This window comes from Streptosporangium canum (genome assembly GCF_900113865.1).
In the GTDB taxonomy this organism is placed as follows: Bacteria; Actinomycetota; Actinomycetes; order Streptosporangiales; family Streptosporangiaceae; genus Streptosporangium; species Streptosporangium canum.
Genome location: NZ_FOQY01000046.1, coordinates 25,942 through 46,383, shown reverse-complemented (window position 1 = coordinate 46,383; position 20,442 = coordinate 25,942). Strand labels below are relative to the sequence as shown.

Genomic DNA, 20,442 nt, shown 5'->3' with positions numbered 1-20,442 from the left:
TCCTCTTTGTCTTTTTCACGGACCGGACTCCTACCCGCCGGCGTCAGGGCTGCTCGCCTGCCCGCAGGACGAACCAGCAGTAGACGAGGGCGGCCGAGGCGACCACCGCCAGCAGCATCAGCCCGATGGCGTAGGAGCCGGTGGCCTGGTAGATCAGTCCCATCAGGATCGGCGGCAGGAACCCGCCGAGACCGCCGGCCGCGCCGACCACGCCGGTCGCGCTGCCCACCATCCGGGCGGGCACCGCCCGCCCCAGCAACGCGAACACCGCGCCGTTGCCCAGACCCAGCGCGGCGGCCATGGTCAGGAAACCGGCCGTCGCCAGCGGCATCGCCGGAGCGAAGGCCACGATGATCGCGCACACGGACACGGCCGCCAGCGCCCAGCCCAGCACCGGCCGGCTCCCCACCCGGTCGGCCAGCCAGCCGCCGACGGGACGGGTCAGCGTGGCCAGCAGCACGAACCCCGCGGCCCGGGCCGCCGCGTCGGCGGTGGTCAGCCCGTAGGCGGCCTTGAGATACAGCGGCAGGTAGACGCCGAAGGCGACGAACCCGCCGAAGGTCAGGGCGTACATCGCCGCCAGCTCCCGGGTGATCCGCAACCGCGCCGCGGCGAGGAAGCGGGTGAGGAACGGCTCGGTGGCCGCCTGGGTCCCCGGGGCGTCGCGGCCCACGGTCAGGAAAGCCAGACCGACGAGGACCAGGGCGGCGGCGACCACGAAGAACGGGATCTTGTGCCCGAACTCGACCGCCAGCCAGGGGGTGGCGAAGCCGGAGACCGCGGTGCCGACGTTGCCCATGCCGAAGACGCCCAGCGCCAGGCCGCGGCGCTCCGGCGGGAACCATCCGTTCACGTACGGCACGCCGATGGCGAAGGTCGCCCCGGTCATGCCCAGCAGCAGTCCGCCGACCAGCAGCGTCGGGTAGCTCTCGGCGAAGGCGAGGAACACCACGGGAACCACGCCGAGCAGGCTCGCCACCGCGAACACCGTCCGCCCGCCGTAGCGGTCGGTCAGGCCGCCGAGCACGATCCGCCCCAGTGACCCGACGATGACCGGTACGGCGACCAGGACCGACACCGCCAGCGGGCTCAGCCCAAGCAAGTCCTTGTAGGTGGGGCCGAGCGGGCTGAGCAGGGCCCAGGCCCAGAAGTTCACCGCGAAGGCGGTCGTCGCGAGCACCAGTGCGGCCGTCCGGCCGCCCCTGGTCGCTTCCGTCACGGGCTGTCGGACGGTGGTCATCGTGCCGATCCCTCCAGGGAAAGACGTTGCGTGCGTTGCTTACTGAGGCGCTCTCAGCCTTGTGTGGCGACATATCACCGCATCAGGGTCTTTAGTCCTGTCGGATCTGTCCAAAGGTCCGGACCGGAGGGCGACCGGCTGCGCGGGCGTGCCGCAGCGCGGCGTCGATCCGACGAGCCGGCTCGCCCCGGCGGCCAGGTCAGCCGGGGTGGACCCGGCGGCCGGACACCTGTTCGGCCGCGATGACGATGAAGTGGTCCCGGGCCCCCGGCGCCCACGGCAGCAACGGCAACGCGGCCAGGCCGGCGATCTCCGCCGGGTCGTCCACGGCCCGCGCGTGCCCCACGACGGTCACCGACCACCCGGTGCGTGTGTCCGGATCGAAGTCGTCGGCCTCGAAGGCCACGACGGCCCGGCGGGTCGCGGCGGCGAGCTTGGAACCCGTCGTCGTGCGGATGACGATGTCCTCACCGCGGAGGTGGAAGTTGACCGGCTGAACGGCGGGGAGAGCGCGATCGGTGAAGACGATCCGCCCGATGGGGGGCGTCGCCAGCAGATGCATGCACTCCTCTCGGGAGAGCACCTGCAGGCCGGCCGAGTCACATTTCATCCGTACAGCATCGTGGAGCGCTCGCCCCCTGCGGCAGGGGCGAAAGTCCTTTTCTTCTCTCCCGGCCGTCCGTGGCGCTTCTCTCCCTGTGATGTCCGTGACGCTTGTGGTGTCCATGACGCGGCCCCGGCCGGATGTCCCGGCGGCGGGGAGCGGGAGGCCCCGAGGCCCGTCACATGGTGACCGGAGGTCCCGCGGTGGGAGGACGTTCGCCGGGGCCGCCTCCCTGCCGTCTCGCGGCGTGCTGAAACCATGGGAGGTGCTGAAGCCACGGAAGGGGGAACGTCATGATCCTGGTGGGAGTCGACGGCTCACCGGCCGCGCTTGAGGCCGTGAGCTGGGCGGTACAGGAGGCCGCGCTCCGCGGGGCCGGGCTGCGCGTCGTGCATGTCATGCCGGGCTGGCCGCTGGAGATGTCCGAGGACGCCCCGTACGCCGACGTGGGCCGGTGGATGCGCGACGGGGCCGCCTCCATGCTGACGGACGCGGTGGAGCGGGCCCGCGCGGAGGACGGCCGGGTCAGGGTGGAGTCGCAGTTGCTTCCGGGCGACCCCCGGCGCGTCCTGATCGAGGAGGCGAAGGAAGCCGACCTCCTGGTGGTCGGCAGTCACGGGCTGGGCGGGTTCTCCGGCATGCTGCTGGGATCGGTCGCGCTGGGCGTGGCCGGCCACACCTCCTGCGCGGTCGCCGTCGTGCGGACGGTGCCCGCGCAGGCGCGCGGCGAGGTGGCCGTCGGGGTCGACGGCTCCCCGGCCGGTATGGCCGCCGTCGGGTTCGCCTTCGCCGAGGCGTCCCTGCGCGGCGCCGACCTGCGGGCGGTTCACGCGTGGGATCGGCCCCTCGTCGGGGGCGGCCCGTTCGCCCGGACGGCCGCCGAGGAGAGGGCCGAGGGGGAGCGGCGGTTGCTGGCCGAGGCACTGGCGGGCTGGAGCGAGCGCTATCCGGATGTCAAGGTCACCGAGCAGGTGGAGCAAGGACATCCGGTGGAGGTCCTGAAAAGCGCCTCAGCGCACGCCGACCTGCTGGTCGTGGGATCACGCGGACGCGGCGGCCTCGCCGGGCTGCTGCTGGGCTCGGTCAGCCACGCGCTGCTGCACCACGCCGCCTGCCCGCTGATCGTGGCGTCCGGCACACCGGCATGGGGGCCCTCCGCCCCCTGAACTCGTATCGCCACCCCGACACCACTATTAGGTGGCTGCCCTGGACTGTTCCTCGCCTGATCCGGATCGGCGGCGGGCGGGTGCGGTCGCATGCAAGCGACACGCAACCCGCGCCTGGCAAGCTGTACCCCATTCGCACTGAAGGGGTTATATGTTTGGGATCGTCCGTCCGTGTCGCCATGGGATGTGCAGCGGGCTTTTCAAGGAGTGGATGGCGCACCTGTGCGGTCTCTGCCTGGCGCTCCGGGATGAACACGGTCACGCCTCCCGGCTGGTGACCAACTATGACGGCCTGCTCGTCTCGGTGCTCACCGAAGCGCAGACGGTCGCCTCCTCCCCGCAGCGCCGGGCGGGGATGTGCGCTCTGCGCGGGTTCAAGGGCGCCGACGTCGTCGAGGCCGAGGGGGTGCGGCTGGCGGCGTCGGTCTCCCTGATCCTGGCCGCGGGCAAGATCAAGGACCATGTCGCCGACGGGGACGGCGTCTACGCGCGGAAGCCGGTGGCCGCCGCCGCCGAGCGGGTCGCCGCCCGCTGGTCGGTCGCGGGACTGCGTACGGCCGCCGCCCTCGGGTTCGCCCCGGACCCCCTGACCAGGGCGGTCGAGGATCAGACCAGGCTGGAGAACACTCCGGGCCTGAGCCTGCTGGAGCTCACCGCTCCCACCGAGGCCGCGGTCGCCGCCGCCTTCGGCCACACGGCCCTGCTCGCGGGCAAGCCGCACAACCGGGAACCGCTGGAGGAGGCGGGACGTTACTTCGGCCGCCTGGCCCACCTGCTCGACGCGGTGGAGGATCTGGCGCGGGACCGCGCCGCCGGCTCCTACAACCCGCTGATCGCCTCCGGCACCGACCTGGAAACCGCCCGGCGGCACTGCGAGGACGCACTGCTCGGCCTGGAGCTGACGGTGGCCGAGCTCGATCTGGAAAGGCGGAGGCTGGTCAGGGCGCTGCTGGTCAAGGAGGTCGGGCACTCCGTCACCCGCGCCTTCGGCGAGGCCGCGACGGCGGCCGGGAGCGGGAAGAAGAACCCGCAGGCGCCGCCGGACGACCCCCGGATCAAGCCGGATCCGGGGGGCCTGCTGTCGTTGATGTGCGTCACGATGGCCTGCTGCACCTGCGGCCTGTACCGCCCCCCGTGGGACGAGGACCGCTACAAGTCCTGCGGCGAGCGGTGCGACCCCGGCGGCTGCGACGCCTGCGGATCGTGCTGCGAAGGCTGCTCGGGCTGCTGCTCGTGCTGCGAAGGCTGCTCGTGCTGCGACTGCTAGGCGGGTAAGCCCGATCATCTCCGGTCAGTGGTCATCGGCGATCAGTGGCCGGGTGATCGAGGTGATGGTCGCGTTGTCGCGCCGGATCGCGGCGACCAGCTCGGCTTCGCCGCCTTCATCACGGGCGGACCGGGGCCGTCGGAGGACCCGTTCGCGCCCTCCGGCACGTTGATCGCCTCCCCCTCGGCTGTGGCGGAGGAGGCGATGAAGGCCTCCGCCGACGCCTGGGCGACCGTCGGCAAGGACGTCCAGGAAGTCGCGGTCCCGGTGCCGCCGGGCAAGCTGACCGCCTCGGTCGGGGTCGGCGCCTGCGCCCTCGACGCCGCGGTCCACGCCTGGGACATCGCCGTCGCCACCGGCCGGCCCTCGCCGCTCACCCCGGAGCTCGCCCGGCGGCTGATGCCCGTCGCCGCCGCCATCGTCGAGCCGCTCAGGGCGTACGGCGCCTACGCGCCGGCGCTCGGAGCCGAAGACGGGGACGACGTCGCCGCGCGGGCCCGCTCCAGCGTGGCGAACGGCCGCTCGGCCGTACCTGGACCGGAGTCGTCACCTGAGGGGTCAACGAAGAACATGGGGGTGGCCTCTCATGTATATGGCGTACACATCTGGTATGCAGCATATACATGGAGGGGAGTCAAGATGGTGGATCCGGAGCGCAGCGCCGAACTGCTGTGGGGGACGAGGTCCGGGCGCGGCCTCAGCCTGGAGCGGATCGTGCGGGCCGCGATCGAGCTGGCCGACGCCGAGGGCCTGGCGGCGGTGTCCATGCGACGGGTCGCCGAGCGGCTCGGCTTCACCACCATGTCGCTCTACCGCCATGTGCCGGGCAAGGCGGAGCTGGTCGACCTCATGCGCGACGAGGTGATGGGCGGGGAGCCGGCCACCGACGCCGATCGGCGGCCGGGCTGGCGGGCGGAGCTGGAGGCGTGGGCGCGGGACGGGCTGGCGCTCTACCGGCGGCACCCCTGGCTGGCCGAGCCGTCAGGGACCCGGCGGGTGCCCGGGCCGAACGCGATGGCGGGCTTCGAGCGGGCGCTGGGCGCGGCGGCGCGGGCCGGGCTGCCGCCCGCGGAGATGGTGGCGGTGGTGACCCTCGTCGGCGGGTTCGTCGAGAGCGCCGCCCGCCAGGTGCTGGAGACCGCGCGGGCCGAGCGGCGCACCGGCGTCAGCGAGGAGGAGTGGTGGGGGGCCCGCGACTCGCTCTTCCAGCACCTCGACCGGTATCCGACGCTGAGCCGCGTCTACCGGGAGGGGGGATACGACACGCCGCTGGACCCGTTCGAGTTCGGCCTGCAGCGGGTGCTTGACGGGGTAGAAGCGCTTGTCCGTGACGAAACGCGTGATGAAACTCGATGTGTGGTGTGTGGCAAGTCCGTTGAAGCCGCCGCCACGGGCCGGCCGCGGGACTACTGCTCCCGGGCCTGCCGGCAACGCGCCTACCGGACGCGCAAGAGCTGACCGGTCCGGTGCCGGGGTGTCCACCGAAACGATTCTTCGGTGGACGCCGTACCGCCCGCCGGCCCCGGCGGAGAAGACCCGGTGGCCGGTCGGGCGGTGGTCACCGGCCCGTCACGGCCGCACCGGGGGGCGGTGCGGACGCGGCCGCCCGGTCAGGTGGCGGTGCTTTCGGCCGAGTCGGGCGCCGGCGGCACCGGCGGGAACGGGATCTCGGCCAGGACGGGGAGAAGCGACTCCTCCTCGTAGTCGAGGTGCGCCGTCAGCTCCTCCGACATCCGCTCCAGCTCGGCGTGGAAACGCCCGGGGTCGGCGGTGCCGATGTCGGCCAGCAGGGCGCGCAGTTCGCCCTGGATGCGGGAGACCGTCCGGTGCTCGTCGCGGAGCCGGTCGAGGGTGTCGCGCAGGTGGGGGTGCCAGCTCGCCAGGGCGGGGAAGATGTGCGCGTCCTCGCCGGTGTGGTGGAACTCCAGGGACTCGCAGAACGCCAGGCAGTGCTGCCGCAGTTGCAGTCCCAGGCCCGGCGCGGGCGGTTCGCCGGGCCCCTGGTGGGCGGCCCGCGCGGCGAAGTGGGCGTCGGCCTCGGCGCGCACGTGCCGCAACTGCGAGCGCAGCCAGGTGTGGATCTCCAGGAGCTTCTCGGCGAGGTTGGTGACCTCGTGGCCGTCCTGCCCCGCCTCGGACTCGGGGCGTTCCAGCACCACGACCGGCAGGGTCCGGGCGGTGCGGGTCTGGTAGTCGGCGTAGCCGGGCGCCGTGCGCACCACGTGCTCGAACAGCCGCTCGCGCCGCGCGCCCTCGGCGGGGACCGCGATCGCCGCGAACATCTCGGTGCCGACCTCCACCCGCACCATGGGGTGGGCGAGCAGGTTGTGGTACCAGGCGGGATGACGGGGCGCGCCGCCGGCGGACGCGACGATCAACAGCAGGTCGCCGTCGCGGACGTAGCCGAGGGGAACGGTGTGCTCCTGCCCCGACTTCGCGCCGGTGGTGGTCAGCAGCAGGAGGTCGCCGCCCTCGAAGGGGCCGCCGACCTTTCCCCCGTTGGCTCGGAACTCCTCGATGATCGGCTCGTTGAAGGATGTGGACATACGGTGTCTGGTCTCCAAAAAGGTGTGGCGATGGTGGATGACGGTGATACGCGCGGCGCGCGGTGACCACACGTGAACCCCGCCTGGAGATGGGCGCCGGTCGAGCACGCGGAGCCGTGGGCGGTCACCGGGACGCGGCGACGGCCGGGACGGCATGGCGTACCGACGTCACACGGCGGTGCCGGGCACCCGCGGAGGACAGGGGACGACGTGCGGAGACGACTACGTCAGGCGCAGGGCGCGGAGTATGAACTCATGGCATCGTCCCTCGGTGAATGGTGCCGCCCGACCACCGGCCTGCCCACTGCTCTCGGCCGGTGTCACGCGACACGCGGACTATTACAGCCATCGGGTAGCCGCCTGTCAACACAGAAGATCTCTCGCCGACCGGCTGACATCGGCCTCGACAAACAGGAAAGTTCAAAGTTGCGGGGCATGCGAGTCCGGGTATGGACGGACAAGGACGCACCATTCACAGTGATCCGCCACAGGAGCGCCGATGACCCGTTCCACAGTCGAGGTCTCCAGCGTCGAGCAGCCCCCGTCGCCTGATCAGGCCACGATGCGGGTGGCCCTGCCTCCCGAGCTGATGGCTCGGCAGTGCCCGTTCGACCCGCCTCGGGCACTGGCCGAGGCGCACGAAAAGGCGCCGGTCGGCCAGGTGAAGCTGGCCACCGGGGAAAGGATATGGCTGGTCACCGGCCTGGACGAGGCCCGCGCCGTGCTGTCCGATCCCCGGTTCAGCGCCGACCGGTTCAACCGGCGCAACGCCCTGGTCGCGGTGCCGGAGGAGCTGCGTGAGAAGCTGTTCGACGCGCGCGCCAGGGCCGGGCAGCTCGTGGCCATGGACCCGCCGGAGCACACCCGCCTGCGCAAGCTGGTCATCGGCCAGTTCACCCTGCGCCGGATGCGCGCGCTCATCCCGCGCATCACCGAGATCGTCGATGCCCACCTGGACGCGATGGCGGCCGCGGGCACCTCCGCGGATCTGGTCGGCGCGTTCGCCCTGCCTGTGCCGTCCCTGGTGATCTGCGAGCTGCTCGGCGTCCCGTACGAGGCCCGCACCGACTTCCAGCGCCGCACGTCGACCATCATCCGCATGGACACGCCGCTGGAGGAGGTGCTGCGGGTCCGCGACGAGATGCGGCAGTTCATGCACGAGCTGGTGGCCGCCAAGCGCGCCCGGCCCGACGACGGCCTGATCTCCGGGCTGATCCACGGCGACCACGCGGGGGAGCTCACCGACGACGAACTGGTCGGCATCGCCAACCTGCTGCTCGCCGCCGGGCACGAGACCACGGCCAACATGATCGGCCTGGGCGTCTTCGCCCTGCTGGAGCATCCCGAACAGCTCGAACTGCTGCGCCGCGACCCCGAGGTGGCCGGCCAGGCCGTCGAGGAACTGCTGCGCTACCTCTCGATCGTCCACCTGGGCCCCTTCCGCACCGCCACCGAGGACGTGAGGATCGGCGGCGAGCTGATCCCGGCGGGCGGCACGGTGATGATCTCGACGCCGCAGATCAACCGGGACCCCGCCCACTGGGACGACCCGGCCGCCCTCGACCTCACCCGTGAGCGCAACCCGCACCTGTCCTTCGGGCACGGCGTCCACCAGTGCCTGGGGCAGCAACTCGCCCGCGCGGAGATGGCCGTCGCCCTGCCCGCCCTGGTCCGGCGCTTCCCGCACCTGCGGCTGGACTGCCGTCCAGAGGAGGTGCCGCTGCGCGACAACATGTTCGTGTACGGCGTGCACTCCCTGCCGGTCGCCTGGGACGCCCCCGAGGACGCCACGGTCAGCTGATCCGCCGGTTCCTGTCCGGGGCCGTCCTCGGTCACCACGCCGAGGCTCCGCCGGTGCGCCATGTCGCCGTAGTCGAGGTAATCGGCCGCGGGATCGGCGCCTGTCCGCTGCCGACCTGCCGAAGCCGTCTTACCGGGCCTGGGCCCTGATCGCGCTGTGGACCGCGTCAAGGAGGGTGGCGGCCCTGCGGTCCGGCATGCCCTCTTGAATGTGGTTCATGACATAACCGAACGCCAGGCCGTTCGCCGGGTCGGCGAAGCCGAGCGAACCGCCGTAGCCGGGAAACCCGAAGGCGGTCGGGCTGTACCAGAAGGCGTCGGGTGTCGGCAGGCCGAAACCGGTGCCGATCCGGACGGGTACCCGCAGGACGCGGTCGGTACCGCTGACCTGTTCCGCGGTCGCCGCGGCCAAGGTGTCGGATGCGAGAATGCGGTGCCCGTCGACCTCGCCGATGAGCGCGGCGTAGAAGCGGGCCAGTGCGCGGGCCGTGCAGATGCCGTTGGTCGAGGGCATCTCGGCGGCCTGCTCGTCGGGGTCGTCGTGGTTCAGCGGCGGTGTGACGACGGCCATCGACCGCCTGGTCAGCGACGTGGGATCGGCATAGGCTCCCATCACCTCGCGCGCGGGCTCGGGAAGGGCGTCCAGGTCGATCCGGGCCAGTGCGTCCAGGTCGAGCGGGGCGGCGACGATCCGGCTGACCCGATGCCGCTCGGTTTCCGGCAGTCCGATCCACAGGTCCAGGCCGAGCGGGGCGGCGATCTCCTCGGCGAGGAACGTGCCGAGGCTGCGACCGGTCACCCGGCGGACGACCTCTCCGACCAGCCAGCCGTAGGTATGCGCGTGGTAGCCATGCTCGGTGCCCGGCTCCCAGAAGGGGCGCTGGGCGGCCAGTGCGGTCACCATCGGGTGCCAGGCGATCGCCTCCGCCGGGGTGATCGGGTGGTCGATCGCGGGCAGTCCGGCCTGGTGGGTGAGCAGCCAGCGGACCGGGACGCGGTCCTTTCCGTGCGCCGCGAACTCCGGCCAGTACTCGGCGACGGGCGCGTCGAGGTCCAGCTCGCCCCGCTGGGACAGCAGGTGCGCGCACGCGGCGGTGACGCCCTTGGTGGTGGAGAACACGACCTGCAAGGTGTCGCGCTCCCAGCGGCGGCCGGTCTCGGGGTCGGCGATTCCGCCCCACAGGTCGACGACTTTCCGGCCGTGCAGGTAGACACCGACCGCGGCGCCCACCTCCTGCCCGCCGGCCAGATTGGCCGCGAACGCCTCACGCACTCCTTCGAATCCTGGTGCGGTGTCCCCGCCGATTTCGGGCATGCGTCATCGCCTTCCGTTCAGGTGTGCTGCCGCAAGCGCTACCCGCGCCAGCTCTCGATGAGCCAGGCGCAGATCTCCGGCTCGGTCATCTCGGGAAACTCTTCGAGGAGACGAGGTTCTCTTCCGGTCGTCGTCCAGACCATCCCGGCGGCGTGGTGGTGGGTCCCCGCCGGGGTCCGCAACCACACCCCGGGGAGGGGCCTTCCGGCCCTGCCCCGCCCGCCGCGGTCAGGGCAGAGGGAAGGGCGGCCGGTCGATCGGGCGCGACATCCCGCTGGGCACCTCGGAGATCATCCCGTGGTGTCTGGTCACCCATCCGGCACTGAGACTCCAAGATCGTTCTCAGTGCCATCGGCTGTCCGCGGGTTCCTCAACCCCGGCTCCCAGCCTGCTCCAAGTCGCATCCAAGGGGTGTTGCCTAACGTCTCCCTGGACGCTTGACCAAGAGCGTCCGGGTATGGAGACGCGTACGCGATGCGCACCTCAGTCCTGCCCGGCTTTCCACGGCGAAGTACCAAGGAATTTCTCATGCAGATCGGATACGCAGTCCCGCAGTACGGTGCCTTCACCGACCCGGATTTCATCCGGCAGGCCAGCACGGATCTGGAGGCCATGGGCTACAGCAGCCTGTGGGCGGGTGATCGGATCATGCTGCCGCTCGCACCCAGCGACCCCTACCCGGCAGGAGACGGCGAGATCCCTCCGGCCTTCGGGACGTTCTTCGACCCGCTGACCGCATTGACGCTGGCCGCCGTGAGCACGCGGGAGGTCCGGCTGGGAACCAGCACGCTCAACGCGCTGTGGCAACCGCCGGTCCTGCTCGCCCGCATGCTGACCTCGCTCGACCTGGTCAGCCGCGGACGGCTGGACGTCGGCATCGGTCTCGGCTGGCTGCGTGACGAATACACCGCGACCGGGGTGCCCTGGCAGGGGAGGGGAGCCCGGCTCGAAGAGACGCTCGACCTGATGGAGGCGGTCTGGAGCAGTGAGGTGGTCGAGCACAAGGGCACGCTCTGGACCGTGCCGCCGTCGCACATCGACCTCAAGCCCTTCCAGCGGCCGCGTCCCCCGATCCTGCTCGCCGGTTACACGCCCTCGGCTCTGGAGAGGATCGGCCGGCGAGCCGACGGCTGGCTGAGCGCGGCGATGCCCATGCCCTATCTGACCTCCCTGTGGGATGTGGCGCTGCAGACCGCGGCGCGCGTCGACCGGGACCCGTCGGCCCTGCGAATGGTGGTGCGCGTCAATCCGAAGATCACCGATTCTCCCGCGCCCGACGACCAGGTGCCGCACGCCGGAACCGTGCAGCAGATCGGTGACTACCTGCTGACCCTCGCCCAGGCCGGTGCCCACGAGGCGTTCGTCGACCTGCAGACGACGACGTCCTCGCGCGATCAGTTCCTGGACGTCGCCCATGAGCTCATCACCAGGCTGCACGCCGGCTGAGACCGCGCGCCCAGCCCACGCTCGGCACCATGGCACCGCAGGCGCATCCGCCCGCCGGCACCGCCCCTTCCTTGTCGGGCCGTTACGCACGCGGTGCGTGGTGTCGCGCGGCGCGTCCTCCCCACGCCCGTGGGGGTCCTCCGCCTCCGGCACGCCGGTGCCTTTCCCGACCCGGACAATCACCAACGCGGTTGCCCCGCGGCGCGAAGACGGCGATGATCGTCGCGTATGTCCGATCACACTCGGGAGCAGCGCATGGTGCGGGTCAGGCTCCGTGTTCTCACTCTGTTGACAGTGCCCGTGCTCAGCCTGGCGGCCTGCTCGGGCGGGGGCGAGGACAACGCCTCCACCCGGGCGAGTGAGGGAGGCGGCGCACGATCGCAACATCCGTCACCCGCATTGCCCTCCTTCAAAGGAAAGACGCTCGACACCGTCAGCGGCGAGCTGGGGCGCTCCTGGCCCACCTACACCACCGCGTACAGGGCCCTGCCGGACGGTCATCTGTTCGACGGTGAGTCCTACTCCGGTACCTGGATCGTCTGCACGCAGATCGAGGACTCCCAGGCGAAGAAGGTGGAGTTCGGTTTCCTGCCCCCGCAGGTGCCCTGCCCGCCCGACGGCCGCGTCACCACCTGGTCCGTCGTGCCGGACTACGTCGGCAAGACCGGCGAAGAGGCGCGACAGGCCGCCTTGCGGCTCGGCTTCCCATACGTCAGCAGCGAGCCTCTCGTGATCGAGGGATACGACGACGGTTCGCACCTCGAACGCACCGTCTGCACCCAGGACCCGCCCGCCGGCCAGAGCATGCGCCGGCACTACGGCACGTCGCTGAGCCTGCGAGTCGCCGACAGCAAGGGGTCATGCACCCCGTAGTCGCCCCCTTTCGGGCCACGTCCAGTGACGTGGTGTACGGGTATCCGATGCTGGGGCTGGGGCAGGGGTGGGGGCATCGGGGGCGATCGCCGTCAAACGGCCCGGCTTCGCCGGGGTGGAAGGTCAAAAGTGTTCAGGTCAGCGGGATTCGCCTGCGCGGCGGCCTGCGGCCCCGCCGGCTCCGAACTCCCAGGTCCGTCGGCACGCACGCCCACCCCCGGGTCGGCAACGAGTTCCCGCTGCGACCCGCACCGTGATCGTTGACGCCGACATCACCGGTTGATACTTTTGTCAGGACAAACCTATGTCCTGACAAACTCCTCTTGGAGGATTGCCGTGGCCGCCAGGGTGACCGAGATCATGCAGACACGGGTGCACAACCCCGAGGCGATCGTTCAGGCAGCGGAGCGGCGTGTGCCGGCGCCGTCCGTGGTGGGGGAGCACGGCCGGGTGATGATCATCGCTGCGGACCATCCGGCGCGCGGCTCGCTCGGTGCCGGCGGTGATCCGATGGCGATGGCCGATCGGGGCGATCTTCTGGACCGGCTCTGCAGGGCGCTTGAACGTCCCGGAGTAACCGGGGTGATGGGCACCGCCGACATCCTGGAGGACCTGCTGCTGCTCGGGGTGCTGGACGGCAAGTCGGTGTTCGGATCGATGAACCGGGCCGGCCTGGCCGGCTCGACGTTCGAAATCGACGACCGCTTCACTGGCTACGACGCGGAGACCATTGCCGCCATGGGCTTCGACGGGGGCAAGATGCTGACCCGGATCGCGTTGGAGGATGCCGCGACGCCTTCGGCGTTGGAGAATACGGCTCGAGCCGTGAACGAACTCAACGACCGCAAGCTGATCGCGATGGTCGAACCGTTCATTTCCCGGTGGACCAACGGCAAAATTTGCAATGATCTGTCAGCGGAGGCTGTGATCCAGTCGATCGCGATCGCTTGCGGGCTGGGGCGGCGCAGCGCCTATACCTGGTTGAAGCTCCCCGTTGTCGAAGACATGTCCGATGTCCTGGCGTCCTCGACCTTGCCCGTGGTGCTTCTTGGCGGCGACGGCGCCGAACCTGAGCAGATGTTCGTCAGGTGGAAGCACGCGTTGAAAATGCCGACCACGCTGGGCCTGGTGCCCGGCCGGGCGCTGCTCTATCCAGCCAACGGGGATGTGGCGGGCGCTGTGGACAGGGCCGTCAGCCTGCTGTGATCACCGTTGAAACAGCAGAGAACCGTGGGAAACCAGGCGGCTGCCGGTCCGTGCTGCCCGGCTCCGGCGCGCGCCGGAGCACCGAATGTGCCAGCCTTGGTCTATGGCAACAGCACGCTGGAACGGCGAGATCATCGCGGAGAGTGACGACACCCGGATCGTCGAGGGCAATCACTACTTCCCCGTCGAATCGGTGTCCCCGGACTATCTGAGGCCATCGGAGACCACCACGGTCTGTCCATGGAAGGGGACGGCGAGCTACTACACACTGCACGTCGACGGCGCGGACAACCCCGACGCGGCCTGGTACTACGCGGACCCCAAGCCGGAGGCGGCCCAGATCAAGGGCTACGTGGCCTTCTGGAAGGGCGTGGAGGTCACCGGCTGACCTTCCCGAGGCGGGAAGGGCGGGTCCCGGCGGCTGCCGGTGTCATGTGACACCGGCGGCGCCGCCGGACCACTGTGCAGGGCCGCCGGCGCTGCGGGGCGGCGACGCCCGATGAGAGCCTGACGCGGGTCGGAAGTGCAGGGCCGCCGGGGCTCAGCCGACCAGCTCGGCCTCCGGGTCGTGGCCGTAGACCCAGGCGTTCTGCCGGAGCGGGTCGCCGCCGGCGAAGGCCGCGTCGCGTTCACGCTGGGCGGGGCCGTCGGGAAGGTGGTTCTGCACCTCACGGCCGCGGCTCATGAGCTGGACCTGGGAGGCCCGGGGCCTGCGGATCCCCTCGTAGCGCAGCAGCGCCTCCGCCACGGTCCCGGGCGTGGCCGTCCGGAGGCAGGCGGCCAGGACCGCCGCGTCCTCGACCGCCTGGCAGGCTCCCTGGCCCAAGAAGGGCAGCATCGCGTGGGCGGCGTCCCCCAGGAGGGTGACCCGCCCGTCGGTCCAGCGCTCCAGCGGGCTGCGGTCGTACAGGGCCCAGCGTTTGGTCTCGGTCGCGGAGGCGATCAGCTGTCCGAGCCGGGGATCCCAGGTCTCGAACTCCCGCGCCAGGTCCTCCACCCGGCCGTCGGCCGTCCACGACTCGATCCGCCAGTCCCCGGCGGGCACGATCGCGACGACGTTGACCAGACGTCCCCCGCTGATCGGGTAGTGGACGAAGTGCCTGCCCGGCCCCAGCCACAGCGTCTGCACCGGCCGCAGCGCCAGCTCGGGGGCGTCGCCGGCCGGGACCAGGCACCGGTAGGCGCACAGCCCGGAGAACCGGGCCGGGTCCTCGGCCACGACCGAGGACCGGACGGTGGAGTGGATCCCGTCGGCCCCGACGACCACGTCGGCGACCACCGTCGTCTTCTCTCCCTGCCCGTCGGCGAGGACCAGCTCGGCCTTCTCGCCGTCCTGTCGCAGGCCGTCCAGCCGCCGGTCGAGCCGTACGGCGTCCTCGGGCAGCGCCTCCAGCAGCATGGCCAGCAGGTCGGCCCGGTGCGCGACGTAACAGTCGGCGCCGTACAGCCGCCGGCACTCCTCTCCCATCCGCTGGGAGAACAGCACCCGGCCGTCCTCCCAGCGCCGGAACTCCCAGGCGGTCTCCAGCGCCACGGCGGAGGCCGCCAGCCGCTCGCCGAGCCCGGCCCGCACCAGGGGGCGGACCATGTTGGGGGCGACGACGATGCCCGCGCCGACCTCTCGCAGCTCGGTGGCCTGCTCGTAGACGGTGGCCTCGATGCCCGCCTGCCTCAGCAGCAGGGCGGCGGCCAGGCCGCCGAGGCCTCCTCCGACGATGGCGATCTCCACTCCGGTTTCCTCTCCTCGGACGGGGTCAAGCGGTCGAGCCGTGAAGATCTTCGTACATTCCGCCCGGATCCGGTAGAGGCGCGCGGCCTCCGGCCGACCGGCGGCGTGAGGCGCTCGTGCCCCGGCGGTCCGGGGCGGCGGACGTCGGCCTGGACGCTCACCACGTTCTTGTCGCGGGTGAGCAGCACCTTTCCGGCGCGACACGGCTTCCCGCGATCGCCAGGTGTCCCCAGGAGTACGGAGCCGGCTCCCGGCAGGGTTTGAATCCCGCTCCGGAGGAACTGTCGGAGGTATGGATGCACTCGCACACGTCGACGCCTACTGGCGGGCGGCCAACTACCTGTCGGTCGGCCAGATCTACCTGCTGGACAATCCGCTGCTGGCCGAGCCTCTGGCTCCCGAGCACGTCAAGCCACGCCTCCTGGGGCACTGGGGCACCACTCCGGGGCTGAACTTCTGCTTCGCCCACCTCAACCGGATCATCCGGGAGCGCGACCAGGACATGATCTACATCGTCGGACCCGGGCACGGTGGCCCGGCGGCGGTCGCCCACGCCTGGCTGGAGGGCACCTATACAGAGAAATATCCGGATATCAGGCAGGATGCCGTCGGCATGCAGCGGCTGTTCCGGCAGTTCTCCTTCCCCGGCGGCATCCCCAGCCACGTCGCCCCCGAGGTCCCGGGCTCCATCCACGAGGGCGGCGAGCTCGGCTACTCGCTGGCCCACGCCTATGGCGCCGCCTTCGACAACCCCCACCTGGTGGTGGCCTGCGTCATCGGCGACGGCGAGGCCGAGACCGGGCCGCTGGCGGCCGGCTGGCACTCCGGCAAGTTCCTCAACCGCGAGCACGACGGGGTCGTGCTGCCGATCCTGCACCTGAACGGCTACAAGATCGCCAACCCGACCGTCCTCGCCCGGATCCCCGAAGAGGAGCTGGTCAAGCTCCTCGAGGGATACGGCTACCGCCCGCACATCGTCTCCGGAGACGACCCGGCGGTCATGCACGGGCTGATGGCCGAGACCCTCGACGCGGTCTTCGACGAGATCGCCGAGTTCAAGGAGGGCCGCGCCGAGCGCCCACCGATGATCGTGCTGCGCACGCCCAAGGGGTGGACCGGCCCGCGCGAGGTGGACGGCCTCCCGGTCGAGGGCACCTGGCGGGCTCATCAGGTGCCGCTGTCGGCGGTCCGCCAGAACGCCGAGCACCGGGCGATGCTGGAGGAGTGGATGCGCTCCTACCGGCCCGGCGAGCTCTTCGACGACCAGGGGCGGCCCGTCGCGGAGATCCTGCGGACGGTGCCGGAGGGGCCGCGCCGGATGAGCGCCAACCCGCACGCCAACGGCGGCGAGCTGCTCAAGCCGCTGGCGCTGCCCGACTTCCGGGACCACGCCGTCGAGGTCAAGGCCCCCGCCGTGCAGTCGAGCGAGCCGACCAAGGTCCTGGGGCAGTTCCTGCGCGACGTCATCGCCGCCAACCCGGACAACTTCCGGCTGATGGGGCCGGACGAGACCGCCTCCAACCGGCTGTCGGCCGTGTTCGAGGTCACCGACCGCGTGTGGGACGCCGAGACGCTGCCCACGGACGAGAACCTCGGCCCGGACGGCCGGGTCATGGAGGTGCTCAGCGAGCACCTGTGCCAGGGCTGGCTGGAGGGTTACCTGCTGACCGGCCGCCACGGCCTGTTCAACTGCTACGAGGCGTTCATCCACATCGTCGACTCGATGTTCAACCAGCACGCCAAGTGGCTGGAGTCGTCCCACAAGATCACCTGGCGGCGTCCGGTCGCCTCGCTGAACTACCTGCTGTCGTCGCACGTGTGGCGGCAGGACCACAACGGCTTCAGCCACCAGGATCCCGGCTTCATCGACGTGGTGGTGAACAAGAAGGCCTCGGTGGTGCGGATCTACCTGCCGGCGGACGCCAACACCCTGCTGTCGGTCGGCGACCACTGCCTGCGCTCGCGTGACTACGTCAACCTCATCGTGGCCGGCAAGCAGCCGGTGCTGGACCTGTTCACCATGGAGGAGGCGATCGCGCACTGCACCCGTGGCCTGGGCATCCTGGAGTGGGCCTCCACCGACGCGGGAGCCGAGCCCGACGTGGTTCTGGCCTGCGCGGGCGACGTGCCGACGCTGGAGACCCTCGCCGCCGCCGCGCTGCTGCGCGAGCACCTGCCCGAGCTGAAGGTCCGCGTGGTCAACATCGTGGACCTGATGCGGCTGCAGCCGCCGTCGGAGCATCCGCACGGCATGTCGGACGCCGAGTTCGACACCCTCTTCACCGCCGACAAGCCGATCATCTTCAACTTCCACGGCTACCCCTGGTTGATCCACCGCCTGACCTACCGGCGGCACGGCCACCACAACATCCACGTGCGCGGCTACAAGGAGGAGGGCACCACCACCACGCCGTTCGACATGGTGATGCTCAACGACATCGACCGCTTCCACCTGGTGATGGACGTCATCGACCGGGTACCCGGCCTCGGCTCCAGGTCCGCGCACCTGCGCCAGCAGATGGTCGACGAGCGGCTGCGCGCCCGCGCCCACACCCGCGAGTACGGGGAGGACCCGGCCGAGATCCGCGACTGGACCTGGCCGTACTGAGCCGGCCGTACCGAACCGGCCGCGCCGGGCGACCGTGCCGCGTCGTACCGGCGTGCGAGGAAAGGAACCGTGAGGATGTTCGAGGGCTTCAAGGAAGAGCGGGCGCCGGCCGAGCTCGCGGCCGGACTGCGCCGGTTCCTCGGCGCCGGCGGCTGACGGCCCGCTGCCGGGCCGCCGGATCCGGGCGACCTGGCAGAGGTGATCCGTTTGGGCTCGTCACAGGGGGTATGGGGATCATCGCTGCCCATCACGACCGCGGTCACCTGCCCGCCGGTCCGGGTCCACCCCGCGATCACCGCCCAGGCGATCGGGGAGTACCTCGACGCGGGCTGCACCGAGGTGTACGTCAACCAGATCGGAGAGGAGCAGGACGCCTTCTTCGACTTCTACGCCAAGGAGGTCCTGCCGCGGGTGCGCTGAGTGCCCACCGGCACCGGCGGCGCGCCCCGGCCTGTCCCGCACGACCTGAGAGGAGAAGACCATGAAGGCTCTCACCTGGCACGGCAAGCGCGACGTGCGGGTCGAGGAGGTTCCGGATCCGGCGATCAAGGAACCGACCGACGCGATCGTCAGGCTCACCACCACCGCGATCTGCGGCTCCGACCTGCATCTGTACGAGGTCCTGGGGCCCTTCATCGGAGAGGGCGACATCCTCGGTCACGAGCCGATGGGCATCGTGGAGGAGGTCGGCGCGGAGGTCACCCACATCAAGCCCGGCGACAGGGTGGTCATCCCCTTCAACATCTCCTGCGGCCACTGCCACATGTGCGAGATGAAGCTGTTCGCCCAGTGCGAGACCACCCAGGTCCGTGACCACGGCATGGGCGCGGCCCTGTTCGGCTACACCAAGCTGTACGGCGAGGTGCCGGGGGCGCAGGCGGAGTACCTACGGGTCCCGCAGGCCCAGTTCGGCCCGGTCAAGGTCCCCCATGGGCCGCCGGACGAGCGGTTCGTCTACCTGTCCGACGTGCTGCCCACCTCCTGGCAGGCGGTCCGTTACGCCGACGTCCCCGACGGCGGCACCGTGGCCGTCTTCGGCCTGGGCCCCATCGGGCAGATGTCCGCCCGGATCGCCAGGCACCTCGGCTACCGGGTCATCGGGGTCGACGGAGTCCAGGAACGGCTCGCGATGGCGCGCAGGCATGACGTGGAGGTGCTGGACGCCTCCGTGACCGACGACGTCCCCGAGGCGATCCGCGAGCTGACCGGCGGACGCGGCCCCGACTCGGTCATCGACGCGGTCGGCATGGAGGCGCACGGATCCCCGGCCGCCAAGCTCGCCCAGACCGTCACCGGGATACTGCCCGACGCGATCGCCGCCCCGCTGATGTCCACCGCGGGCGTGGACCGGCTCGCGGCCCTGAACCAGTCGATGGAGACGGTACGGCGCGGCGGCACGGTCTCGATCGTCGGCGTCTACGGCGGCATGGCCGACCCGATGCCGATGCTGAGGATGTTCGACAAGGGCATCACCCTGCGGATGGGTCAGGCCCACGTCAAGCGCTGGATCGACGACCTGATGCCGCTGGTGACCGACGATTCCGACCCGCTCGCGGTCATGGACCTGGCCACCCACCGGCTCCCGCTGGATCAGGCCCCGCACGGCTACGAGATCTTCCAGAAGAAGCAGGACGGGGCAGTCAAGGTTCTGCTCAATCCGTAGGGACCCACAAGATCGTGAGAGAGGAAAGCATGGACGCCATCGTTCTTCTGAAGGACGACCACAAGACCGTCGAGAAGCTGTTCAAGGAGTTCGAGAAGGCCGGGGACGGCGCCCACAAGAAGAAGCGGGACATCGTCGACAAGATCATCGAAGAGCTCACCACCCACGCCTACATCGAGGAGGAGATCTTCTACCCGGCCGCCCGCGAGGGCGCTCCCGACACCGTCGACCACATCCTGGAGAGCGTGGAGGAGCACCACGTGGTGGTCTGGATGCTCTCCGAACTGCGGGGGATGGACCCCGAGGACGAGCGGTTCGTCGCCAAGGTCACCGTCCTGATGGAGAACGTGCGCCATCACGTCGAGGAGGAGGAAGAGGAGTGGTTCCCGAAGGTGCGCGAGGCCATGGGGCGCAACCGGCTCCAGGAACTCGGCGAGCGGATGGAGAAGGCCAAGGCCGAGGCGCCCGCTGACCCCCTCGCGGTGAGCAGCGCGGACAAGTAGTCGACCTTCTCCTGACACCGGGAGCGGGTTTCAGGACGCCGACAGGCGCCGCGGGCATCAAAGGACGCGAGGACGTCTTCGGGGTGGAGAGGACAGGGCCCCGACCGCTGTGGCGGTCGGGGCCCTGTGAGTCTCCGGTTACCTCAGGGGTGTTGCTCGGTCACGAGGAAGGCCACCGATCCCCCCTCGTCGATATCCGCGTCGAGAGCCTTGTCATCGAGCATGTCCGCGGCGGTGGGATCCAGAAAGATCCTCGCTCCTTCCGACTCGACCACCTTGTCGTTGGATTCGGGGCCGTCCACGACCGAGAGCAGGAGGGATCCTGTGCCGTCAGCCTGTGAGGAGATACGGACACCGGTGTCGGTGGAATCCGCTACCTGCGAGCTGAGGTCCCGGATCACCTGTGCCGCGGTGTCGGTCAATGTGAGCATTGTGACTCCTTGTCGGGATCGGGTCTGGGATTCTTCGCCCTTTCC

General features: G+C 70.6%; 18 protein-coding genes. 12 read left to right on the top strand and 6 right to left on the bottom strand.

What is annotated here, in order from left to right:
• Window positions 1-43: 43 nt before the first annotated feature.
• A complete protein-coding gene (locus BM085_RS38735; protein WP_093891745.1) occupies window positions 44-1,240 on the bottom strand; it encodes an MFS transporter in 1,197 nt (398 codons plus the stop codon).
• Between the two features lie 199 nt (window positions 1,241-1,439).
• The gene (locus BM085_RS38730) at window positions 1,440-1,850 is read right to left on the bottom strand and encodes a pyridoxamine 5'-phosphate oxidase family protein (RefSeq protein WP_093891744.1); all 411 of its coding nucleotides are present in this window, start codon (window positions 1,848-1,850) and stop codon (window positions 1,440-1,442) included.
• Between the two features lie 287 nt (window positions 1,851-2,137).
• On the opposite strand from BM085_RS38730, the gene BM085_RS38725 reads away from it, so the two are divergent.
• The 3 genes from BM085_RS38725 to BM085_RS46530 all read left to right on the top strand — a co-directional run bounded on the left by BM085_RS38725 (window position 2,138) and on the right by BM085_RS46530 (window position 5,735).
• Window positions 2,138-3,010, top strand: a complete 873-nt coding sequence (locus BM085_RS38725) for a universal stress protein (protein ID WP_093891743.1) — start codon at window positions 2,138-2,140, stop codon at window positions 3,008-3,010.
• A gap of 151 nt (window positions 3,011-3,161) precedes the next feature.
• Window positions 3,162-4,277, top strand: a complete 1,116-nt coding sequence (locus BM085_RS38720; RefSeq protein WP_093891742.1) for a DUF5685 family protein — start codon at window positions 3,162-3,164, stop codon at window positions 4,275-4,277.
• A gap of 27 nt (window positions 4,278-4,304) precedes the next feature.
• Window positions 4,305-5,735, top strand: coding sequence for a TetR/AcrR family transcriptional regulator C-terminal domain-containing protein (locus BM085_RS46530; protein WP_245789947.1), 1,431 nt, complete (start codon window positions 4,305-4,307; stop codon window positions 5,733-5,735).
• A 152-nt stretch (window positions 5,736-5,887) separates the two neighbouring features.
• Here BM085_RS46530 and BM085_RS38705 read toward each other — a convergent pair whose 3' ends face one another.
• Complete coding sequence (locus BM085_RS38705; RefSeq protein ID WP_093891741.1) at window positions 5,888-6,823, bottom strand: nitroreductase/quinone reductase family protein; 936 nt, start codon at window positions 6,821-6,823, stop codon at window positions 5,888-5,890.
• 499 nt (window positions 6,824-7,322) lie between these two features.
• Here BM085_RS38705 and BM085_RS38700 point away from each other — a divergent pair, with 499 nt between their 5' ends.
• Window positions 7,323-8,624, top strand: coding sequence for a cytochrome P450 (locus tag BM085_RS38700; protein WP_093891740.1), 1,302 nt, complete (start codon window positions 7,323-7,325; stop codon window positions 8,622-8,624).
• Window positions 8,625-8,753: 129 nt separating this feature from the next.
• Here BM085_RS38700 and BM085_RS38695 read toward each other — a convergent pair whose 3' ends face one another.
• Window positions 8,754-9,938: a serine hydrolase domain-containing protein gene (locus tag BM085_RS38695; RefSeq protein WP_093891739.1), complete on the bottom strand. Its 1,185-nt coding sequence runs from the start codon at window positions 9,936-9,938 to the stop codon at window positions 8,754-8,756.
• A 528-nt stretch (window positions 9,939-10,466) separates the two neighbouring features.
• On the opposite strand from BM085_RS38695, the gene BM085_RS38690 reads away from it, so the two are divergent.
• The 4 genes from BM085_RS38690 to BM085_RS38675 all read left to right on the top strand — a co-directional run bounded on the left by BM085_RS38690 (window position 10,467) and on the right by BM085_RS38675 (window position 13,851).
• Window positions 10,467-11,384 carry a TIGR03619 family F420-dependent LLM class oxidoreductase gene (locus BM085_RS38690; RefSeq protein WP_093891738.1) on the top strand — a complete coding sequence of 306 codons (918 nt, stop codon included), beginning with the start codon at window positions 10,467-10,469 and terminating at the stop codon, window positions 11,382-11,384.
• A gap of 228 nt (window positions 11,385-11,612) precedes the next feature.
• Window positions 11,613-12,257 (top strand): PASTA domain-containing protein, encoded by a 645-nt coding sequence (locus BM085_RS38685; protein ID WP_093891737.1) that lies wholly within the window; start codon window positions 11,613-11,615, stop codon window positions 12,255-12,257.
• Between the two features lie 360 nt (window positions 12,258-12,617).
• Entirely contained in the window at window positions 12,618-13,463 is an 846-nt protein-coding gene (locus BM085_RS38680) for a Cgl0159 family (beta/alpha)8-fold protein (RefSeq protein ID WP_093891752.1), read from the top strand.
• A gap of 103 nt (window positions 13,464-13,566) precedes the next feature.
• Window positions 13,567-13,851, top strand: a complete 285-nt coding sequence (locus BM085_RS38675; protein WP_093891736.1) for a DUF427 domain-containing protein — start codon at window positions 13,567-13,569, stop codon at window positions 13,849-13,851.
• Window positions 13,852-14,004: 153 nt separating this feature from the next.
• Here BM085_RS38675 and BM085_RS38670 read toward each other — a convergent pair whose 3' ends face one another.
• The gene (locus tag BM085_RS38670) at window positions 14,005-15,192 is read right to left on the bottom strand and encodes an FAD-dependent monooxygenase (RefSeq protein WP_093891735.1); all 1,188 of its coding nucleotides are present in this window, start codon (window positions 15,190-15,192) and stop codon (window positions 14,005-14,007) included.
• A 292-nt stretch (window positions 15,193-15,484) separates the two neighbouring features.
• Here BM085_RS38670 and BM085_RS38665 point away from each other — a divergent pair, with 292 nt between their 5' ends.
• The 4 genes from BM085_RS38665 to BM085_RS38650 all read left to right on the top strand — a co-directional run bounded on the left by BM085_RS38665 (window position 15,485) and on the right by BM085_RS38650 (window position 19,966).
• Window positions 15,485-17,800, top strand: coding sequence for a phosphoketolase family protein (locus BM085_RS38665; RefSeq protein WP_093891734.1), 2,316 nt, complete (start codon window positions 15,485-15,487; stop codon window positions 17,798-17,800).
• 207 nt (window positions 17,801-18,007) lie between these two features.
• Complete coding sequence (locus tag BM085_RS45000; RefSeq protein ID WP_093891733.1) at window positions 18,008-18,220, top strand: hypothetical protein; 213 nt, start codon at window positions 18,008-18,010, stop codon at window positions 18,218-18,220.
• A 61-nt stretch (window positions 18,221-18,281) separates the two neighbouring features.
• Window positions 18,282-19,463: a zinc-dependent alcohol dehydrogenase gene (locus tag BM085_RS38655; RefSeq protein ID WP_093891732.1), complete on the top strand. Its 1,182-nt coding sequence runs from the start codon at window positions 18,282-18,284 to the stop codon at window positions 19,461-19,463.
• Window positions 19,464-19,492: 29 nt separating this feature from the next.
• Window positions 19,493-19,966, top strand: coding sequence for a hemerythrin domain-containing protein (locus BM085_RS38650; protein WP_093891731.1), 474 nt, complete (start codon window positions 19,493-19,495; stop codon window positions 19,964-19,966).
• Between the two features lie 143 nt (window positions 19,967-20,109).
• Here the strand turns inward: BM085_RS38650 and BM085_RS38645 are convergent, their stop codons facing one another.
• Window positions 20,110-20,397, bottom strand: coding sequence for an iron-sulfur cluster assembly accessory protein (locus BM085_RS38645; protein ID WP_012891911.1), 288 nt, complete (start codon window positions 20,395-20,397; stop codon window positions 20,110-20,112).
• Window positions 20,398-20,442 lie beyond the last annotated feature (45 nt).